Source organism: Formivibrio sp. oc-25 (assembly GCF_055810895.1).
In genome coordinates this window covers 1-8,218 of the sequence record NZ_JBVVOL010000052.1, presented here as the reverse complement: position 1 = coordinate 8,218, position 8,218 = coordinate 1, and the positions used below count along the sequence as shown (strand labels likewise).

6 protein-coding genes are annotated in these 8,218 nt (G+C 48.5%); 1 reads left to right on the top strand and 5 read right to left on the bottom strand.

The annotated features are described in order from the left end of the window. Positions 1-107: 107 nt before the first annotated feature. Together AC0KVQ_RS15910 and AC0KVQ_RS15905 are read right to left on the bottom strand one after the other, a co-directional pair. Positions 108-881: a hypothetical protein gene (locus AC0KVQ_RS15910; protein WP_473422173.1), complete on the bottom strand. Its 774-nt coding sequence runs from the start codon at positions 879-881 to the stop codon at positions 108-110. A gap of 1,300 nt (positions 882-2,181) precedes the next feature. Then, the gene (locus AC0KVQ_RS15905) at positions 2,182-3,792 is read right to left on the bottom strand and encodes a methyl-accepting chemotaxis protein (protein ID WP_473422172.1); all 1,611 of its coding nucleotides are present in this window, start codon (positions 3,790-3,792) and stop codon (positions 2,182-2,184) included. 979 nt (positions 3,793-4,771) lie between these two features. Here AC0KVQ_RS15905 and AC0KVQ_RS15900 point away from each other — a divergent pair. Next, on the top strand, positions 4,772-5,245 hold the full coding sequence (locus AC0KVQ_RS15900) for a hypothetical protein (RefSeq protein WP_473422171.1): 474 nt from the start codon (positions 4,772-4,774) through the stop codon (positions 5,243-5,245). A gap of 72 nt (positions 5,246-5,317) precedes the next feature. On the opposite strand, the gene AC0KVQ_RS15895 is transcribed toward AC0KVQ_RS15900, so the two are convergent. The 3 genes from AC0KVQ_RS15895 to AC0KVQ_RS15885 form a co-directional block, all read right to left on the bottom strand. Next, entirely contained in the window at positions 5,318-6,172 is an 855-nt protein-coding gene (locus tag AC0KVQ_RS15895; RefSeq protein ID WP_473422170.1) for a biotin--[acetyl-CoA-carboxylase] ligase, read from the bottom strand. Positions 6,173-6,228: 56 nt separating this feature from the next. Continuing rightward, positions 6,229-7,143: a LysR family transcriptional regulator gene (locus AC0KVQ_RS15890; RefSeq protein ID WP_473422169.1), complete on the bottom strand. Its 915-nt coding sequence runs from the start codon at positions 7,141-7,143 to the stop codon at positions 6,229-6,231. An 806-nt stretch (positions 7,144-7,949) separates the two neighbouring features. After that, positions 7,950-8,218, bottom strand: a 269-nt coding sequence (locus tag AC0KVQ_RS15885; protein ID WP_473422168.1) for a hypothetical protein, incomplete at its 5' end; no start/stop codon positions are given.

Genomic DNA, 8,218 nt, shown 5'->3' with positions numbered 1-8,218 from the left:
AGAAGACTACCCAAAACCTCGCGCGCAGTGGCAAGTTTCAGGATACGTTGCGAGATATGATCGTACGAAACTAGACAGGTAATTCCATGCGGCCATTGGAGGGGCGTTCATTCCAACATCATGGAAATGCCATGGCCGACTTTTTGCATGTAAAACAACTTGGGTAGCTCACCTGGATAACCGTGTTGTTGCGCATGGCGCAGCAGAGATTTGCTCTGTTCGCGCACACCAGAGAATCCCGGCTGGCGACTGATCCGCGCCAGGGTAGCTTCGACTTCGTCATGCCTGTGGCGTTTGAGCTGGCTATCCAGTAGCGCATACAGCGTGGTCATTTCCTGTTTCGTTCGCCGGAACGTCCAGGCAGTCCGGCCGGCGACTGGATGGCGTACCAGTTCGTATCCGCAGTAGACCAACCGCTGCTTGTCCGTCACACACCGGAGCGACTCCTGCTCATGTACTGGGCCGGTGCCTTTCGTGACCAGCAACAACCACTCCACTTCACTACCAGAGGGGAGATTCACCCAATCCATCTGCGGATTGCAGTTGGGTGCTTCGGTGATGCCTGTCGAGTCGCCTTCTTGTACGCCTGCGCAGCGCTGGCCTGGCGCCTGAGGAAGCTCCTTCTCAAGGCTCTTGGCATTGCAGTAAGCGACGAAGATGGCGTTGGCTTGCTCATGTTGCTTGCGAGTCAAACGCTGCGCTGGCGAGCAACCAATCCCGTAACGCAGATGGAACTTGCGCGCGAGCGCTTGCAGTCTTACGGCAGGACACCGGCCGGTGCAGTAGAAGACGTAGCCTTTGGTGACGGCATCGATGACGCGGCTGAGTGCCGCCGTCTTGGAAAATGCAATCGGGGTAACGGGTGGGTTAGCGGCTGTCATATCAAGTAACTCCAGTTGATGGGGATACTGGGTATAGCGCCACGCAACCGACATGCAGGGGCATTGCGCGGCGCAGACGCGCAATTTCGCAGTGTGATTCGGTGCGGCAAGGCCGCACTACTTGATGTTCCAAACAAAAAAATCCCCACGCGAGGTCTTTATCCGCTGCACCGGTGCTATACGGGGATGTGAGGAAACAATCACGGTGGACAGCGGGCGATGCGAGAGCATCGCGGAGCGCAACTCCATGCAGTCTGTCTTGTGTATCCCATCGAGCTGTATATGGATACAGAAGGCAGACTGCCACCTGCAACCACATCGGCCGAAAGGCCACGCCGGATTGCCAATCCGGCATGCGTGAGGTTCGCCAAACTTCACGCTAAGCCATTGCTGAAGCGCAGTGCCTCTAATCAGGCTCGCTGCGTTACGACGGGGGCTGGTCGGTGCAATTCCGACCTTCTACCCAATCACCAAAATGATCCATTCAGCATGTTGGGCGACGCGGAAACGGCACCCGGGAGGTAATGCCCGGGCGACCTGTCATACGTGTGAAAGTTGGTATCCAGTCCAACTCGTGGGGCGTATCGGAAGAGCGCAACGCGTACCGCAGAGGATGGCTTTTGAGACCGTGGTGACACGGTAGGGTATCAAGGCGAAAGCTGGCGATACCGGCACCTTGCGAAAGCAGGGGTCAATGCATAGCTCAAACCTCTAACGGCATCCTTCGAGGATGCTGTGCGGAGCTGTTCAGAGCCATAGGCACAAAGCTATGGTTCGTCGTCGATGATGCACATTCTGAGTACCCGAGCTGCTTCGGAACATCGAGCCGGGGAAATCTACGGAAAGCTGAAAAGCTAGGAATGTAGCGGAGACAATGGCGCTGAACAGCGCAGTAGCAGATGACTAACGCAGGAACCTCTCCGTTGACCATGTCGGTTGGCACCGTATGGGCAGAAACAGAGAGGGGGAGACCCGTTGAGTAGGGTTTGACTCATTGCGCGATACGACCGAAGCGCGTGGGGAGCAGTGCAAGCTGCAGCACCGTTGGCACGGTGTCCCGAAAGACTGGAGCAATTGGCGAAGATGTGGGTCTCGCAAGAGACGAAATAGGGCTTGGCAGCCCGTTGTAGTGGAGCCCTCAAACGCTTGGCAGCGAATGAAGGCAAGAATCGGTTGGCCCCGGTTCGAGCGCAAATGGACAAACCTTGTGGAGGAAACTTACATCAGGACATACTGGTTATTCTCGCGCCCCTCCTTCGGGAGGGGTTTCTTGGCGAGGGAAATTATCGGCGTTTGCTGATTAGTGCAGACGAAATTTTGCCGCAGCTTCATGCAGCTCTTTAGCTAAGGCATCCAGACTTTGTAATTGATCATGGGCGGAATGCACTGCCGCATCCGATTCTTCCACCATCTGGGCAATCTTTTCAATATTTACAGCGATGCTATTACTTGCCTGGCTCTGTTCATGCGCAGAATTGGCCACTTCACGCGTTTTGACCAGACTCTGTTGCGAACTGGCATGGATCTGGCGCAAGGCATCGGCAGCCTGCACCGCCAACGCAACCCCATGTGTAACCTGTTGCTTCACATCATCCATGCGAGCCGCAGCCTGATCGGTATCTTCCTGCACGGCATGGATGGTGCGGGTAATGTCTTGTGTGGCACCCGATGTGCGCTCGGCCAGCTTGCGTACTTCGTCGGCCACCACGGCAAAACCACGGCCCTGTTCCCCAGCCCGCGCGGCCTCAATGGCAGCATTCAGTGCCAGCAGGTTGGTCTGGTCGGCAATTTCCTTGATCACCGCACTCATGCTGTCAATCTCGCGTGAGCGTTCAACCAGACCACGCACCAGTTCGGTAGCCGTGCTGACGTTATCCGCAATACGGCGGATTTCTTCGGCCGCATTGTTGGCTTGCACTTCACCCACAGAAGATAGCTCGACCGAGGCTTGCGCATTGGCTTCGGTTTCGTGTGCGTTGGTAGAGATATGGTTGATGCTGACGGTCATTTCTTCGACCGCTGCGGCGGTCGAAGAGGTGGCTTCGGCGGTTTCGCGTGCGCCCTTGCTGACATTATCCATTTGCTCGGTCAGACCTTCGGCGGAATTGGCCAACTGCAGCGATGCCACGTTGAAGTGTTCCACCATGGTGCGCAAGCCATCCTGCATCGCCTTGATCGACCCCAGCAAACTTTCCTGACTACCCTCAACCTGGATATTGCTGGCCAGATTACCGCAGGCAATTTCGGTAGCGATTTCTGCCGCGTACTGCGGTTCACCCCCCAGTTGTCCCAGAATCTTTTTGGACATGCTCAAGGCCAGCACTGCCACCACAGCAATCAAAACCAGCGCGCAACCCAGTAATACCAACGCCTGATTCCAGAACGCTTCTTCAATATCGTTCAGGAAAAAACCGGTACCGATCACCCAGTTCCACGGCTCGAACACAATCAGGCCATTGAGCTTGGGTGAATCCGTTTTTTCTCCGGGGCGGGGAGTCAGAATATCGACATAAGGCATGCTCGATTTGGCTAAGGCTTCATCATAAACCTCGGACAGGGTGCGTCCATCATTTTGCTTGGCCCCCAGATCTTTTGTCCCTTCGGGTTTGCTGGGGTGTGAAACAACAATGTGATCGCGGGTTTTGATTAAGACGTAATCATGTCCGGCACGCATGTTTCCGATCGCCTTTTTGGCCAGGGACTGCGCATCTTCACGGCTTAGCGAGCCGGCCTTTTCCTGCTCGTGGTAATACTTGGTCACACTGACCGACATATCCAGCAGGGTCTTGATCTGTACCTGCTTTTCCTGAACCAATTGCTGCTTCATGGTAAGCAACGCAATGGCAGACAGTGTGGCCAAGCCGATCAGGGCGGCAGCTATGATCAACCAGATTCTGGCTTTCAGTTTCATAAAATTCTCCTGTAATCATCATTCATATCTGATATTGATGGGAAAAATTATTGTAAATTTATATGTCTATTATTTGGTATTTAGTAACGACTATTTTTGTAGTGTTATTCTTGATGAAATATCCTAATCTCAGACCCCAAGTATTGCATAGATATGTGCTTACTAAACTTGTATATGAAATTTATAAGCTCCACCACTTGATGAAGTTGTGATGGCTTGTTTGTTGTTAGCCTGCCCAGCGTATTGGTGGATTCGTTCAGGGTAATGATTTTACGCATCGGTGAATGGACTGATCGGGTCTATTTCGCGTTTAATTGCAGCGCAACCCTACTGTTGTGGAAATGGTTGGCAGCGCAGACTGAGTCTAGCCTCCCCCTCCTGCTTGATTTGGTCTGTGCTGCCTTTCCGTGGGTTTATCAACAAATTTCGATACATTTTTATAGTGTTTGTGAGTGAGAAGCTATGGGTTTATTTTATGCGGAAACTGGTCTTGGTTGCTGTGTTCGAGAGGCTCGAAGCATCGATGTTGCACGATCGATTATAAAGGCTGAGATTGGTTCTGAAAATAAAATAATAGTGATACGGGAGGCTACTGATTTTGATGTGGATTGGATATTTAGAAATGATGGCCAGCTTCCTGTCAGGTTGATAGTGAGGAAGAGGGTGGAGAATGCATACCGGAGTAGCGAGGCTATTTGTAATCCATATATGATTTTTGATGTGCGATAATTGTGTTGAATTATTCTTGCTGGATTGAGTGTGTTGGCCAATCTATTTTTGATGTGTGTTGAGAATTATTATGGTATTCAATTGGGGTTGGATTAAATATAAAATTTCCCTATTGGCTGCGTGTGTTGTTTAATTCGTTACGGCGAAAGTGGGGCGCTGTCTTTGCCTTTGTTGTTGGTGGTTGAATTGTTATGTTGGGGGCGCTACAGCGCATGGTTAATGATGGAATTTACTTTTATGGGTGAATGTGATGAATCTGCAGAGTAGTCCTGGAGTTGAAGCATCAGAGGGTGTGCGTGACTCATCACAATGCTTGTTAGTGTGTGTTGACGTTACGAAAGACTATATGGCATGTGTTGATTATGTTATTGATCATTATGGAACTTTGCTCAGTTCAATGCATGTGCATTTGCTATACAAGTTTAACCCTCGTTCGTGCTGGAAGATGATGAGATTGTATACGTCAAGACGGATGATTGCTTTTCATAAAGCAAGAGGGAGTTCGCTGCTTGAAAATATTTCTGATTCCTTGAGGGAGAAAGGAGCAATGGTTAGTCATCACGTCTGTTCTTATGATGGTTTGAGTGATGTTGTGCATGATTTGGAAAAATTTCATTGCAATGAAATTGTTGTTTGCGGGTCGGGCAAGTCGATTTTTTCATCTAAGCGGAATGTTTCCGTGATTTTGGGTGAAAATGTCAAAGTGGCTGAGTCATTGGTTTGATGTGTTTCAATGGTTGGCGTGCTGCTTGTTCTGAACTAATTTATATTTGGCTTTTTATTTATTTGGGGTGAATTAATTATTTATAGTGGGTTGTTGGTCGATATTTTTTATTTGTGCGGGAGAGGGTAGGGGTCTGACTTTCAATCCTACATCGCCTGCGGTAATAATGTGTTTGGTGTTTGACTTGTCCAGGATTTCTAGCTCGCCATTGGCAGAGCAGCCGATGCATACCCCGGTCAGCTCCCCTGTAATTGATGCTACATTTACCCATCGTCCGATCAGTGCGTTAAATTTATCCCATTCCTTGCGCATTGGTTCGAATCCATTGAAGGAGAATTTTTCTAGTTTTTCTTGTAGGCGTAGCAGAATTGCAGCCAGTATTTCTTCTCTGCTAAAGCCAGGTTTTTCATCATCAATTGCCGCTAACGGTTGGTCGATGATATTTTGCCAGTCTGGGTGTTTGTGTAGATTTATCCCAATTCCAATTACTGTGGATGCCCCAGTGTTGTTGAAGGCTACTTCAATCAATATCCCGCCAACCTTTTTCTCGTTTAGCCAAATGTCATTAGGCCATTTCAATGAAATTCCGCTGATTCCTAGATCCTGTAATCCGGTTGCGACGGCTAATCCTACAATAAGGCTTAAGCCAAATATTCTGCTTTCATCGGGAAATTTCCATAGTGCTGAAAATGTCAGGCTGCAGCATTGGCTTGAGACCCATGTGCGACCAAGGCGTCCTCGGCCTGCTGTTTGATCGTCTGCAACCAAGACATAACCAGAAGGAAGTCCTGTACTTTCTTTCTCAAGTAGTATGGTGTTGGTCGACGTGCATGTGTGGATGTGTTCAATATGGAAGTGACATGCACGATCTCTGAGTATCCTTTGCACTGTCGGTATCGAAAATGATTTTTTTGTGTAGAGAGTCATGGTCGGTCCATTGATGAATTCTAATGCTCTGTGTGAGGTTAATCGAGTGCTCTAATTTAAAATTCATGCTTCCCAATCATTCTGCAAGCGGCAGCCAGTGCAAGGATGTTAGGGTCTCTTTCTCTGGCCCTTAAGAAGATAAGTCCTACACTCTGATGTATTTGAAAGTTCTCAGTCAATGGAATGAATTGGATATGGTCGCCAAACATATTTTTTGCTCTGCCTGGTAATAGAGCATAGCCGAGTCCACCACGCACCAAGTTCATTAAGGTAAATATATCACTCACTTCCATGAAAATGTGGGGGGTGAATCCTGCTCTTCTAAATGCTTCCTGAAATCCTTTTGTGGTGGCGAATCCCCCAGACAGAGAAACAAATAATTCATTTTTTACTTCATCTAGGCCGATGCTCTCTCGTTCGGAGTATATGGATCCAGCTGGTGCTGCAAAATAAATGCTGTCTTTAAATATGTCGATGCACTCAAGTTCTGGGTCGTGGTCGATTATTGGCATGAGGGCGGCATCAATCTGCCCTTGCTTGAGTTTTTCGGTTAAGTCCGCATTGGATCCAAGAGCTAGATCGGTACTTAAGTTTGGGCGTCTTGCCTTGAGGTCAACCACAACTCTAGGGACTAGTTGTGCTGTTAACGAGTATACGGTTCCAATTCTTAATCTATCGGCATATAGTCCGGCAGCCTCACGGGTTGCTTTAATCCCATTGGACATGCGTTCCTGTACATCAGAGGCAGCATTCGCTAAAACTCTAGCTGCTTCTGTTGGGATCAGGTTTCTTCCTGTGTGATGAAATAATGCACAGCCGACACCCTCTTCTAGGGAGTGTAATGCGCGATGTACACTGACGGGGCTGATATCAAGTTGTTCGGCTGCTTTGGTTAGATTGCTATGACTCATGTACGCAAGAAATATCTCCAATTTGCGGAAAGTTATTTCATCGCAGATAATTTTTCCCATTGTCATTGTCTCGGTGATTGTCAATCCGTAAATTATAATTGGTGGCTATGATGGCTATCTGTTTGTGCAAATAAATCAATTTTATTAATGTGTCAGTGTTGTATCTGTTATCTCAGGGCGGCGGTTAGGATGGACAAAAATTCGAGTGGTGATGTGTTCAGGTTTGTATTTAATAAAAGGAGGCATAGAATCCAAGTTTCTATGCATGTTATTAAAACGGTGACAAAAATATCTTTCAAGTTTGATTTCATGAATTTTTTCTTGAGCCGAGTTGGTTTTTTGTCCTGAACTACCTTGTGAAGGCTGGATTGTGTTTTCTATATGTCTAATTAAAAACCAATAGGTGGGTGAGAGATTTACGTATTTAGAGTGCTAAAAATAAACAATGGATTTGTTTCCAGCTTTCTGCCTGGCTTTTCAGGAGGAAAGTTTTTCCAATTCTGTTTTTAGATAGTATGCTGCTGGCGGAAGACTTCAGTTTGCTATTCGTCCAACGTGAGTCATTTGCACAACACCTGCAGGCTCATCACAATCATCAGATTTCATCCTGTAAAAGTTAGTAGATTTGGGGCCTAGGCTTGCGCGTTGCCGATGCAGCGCGTCTTGCAAAATCCACTTATCAGTCTATTCTCGGCAAAACACACCGTAATGCGCTTGTTCTTGATCATGCTGGTCGCACACAACCCCTGCTGCGTTTGTCCAGTCCGTGGCGCTGCTTCATGCTCTGCCGGGTCAGTAGCCATCGTGGTCATTCCACCTCCGTCGACAGGGCGTTACGACTTCTGGTTACAGATCGTGAACGGGTTCTAAGTATTACGACAGTCACTTGGACTGTCTCCATCCTGTATGTCTGATCTAACTTGCGCAAAATTTTGCGCAAAGTCCATGTCCATCATCTTGCTATCCAAACTGAAGTGCTCGCCCGAGGTCGGCCAGGCCAAGCCGGCCAATGTCAGCACCTGCTTTAACAAATCCCGCAACAGCGTTTGCTCTGGGTTGGGCCTGTGCAGAATTTTGTGTAAACGGACCTTTGGCAGGAAACTGCCGCATTGTCCGGAGTCCACATGTCTACCAA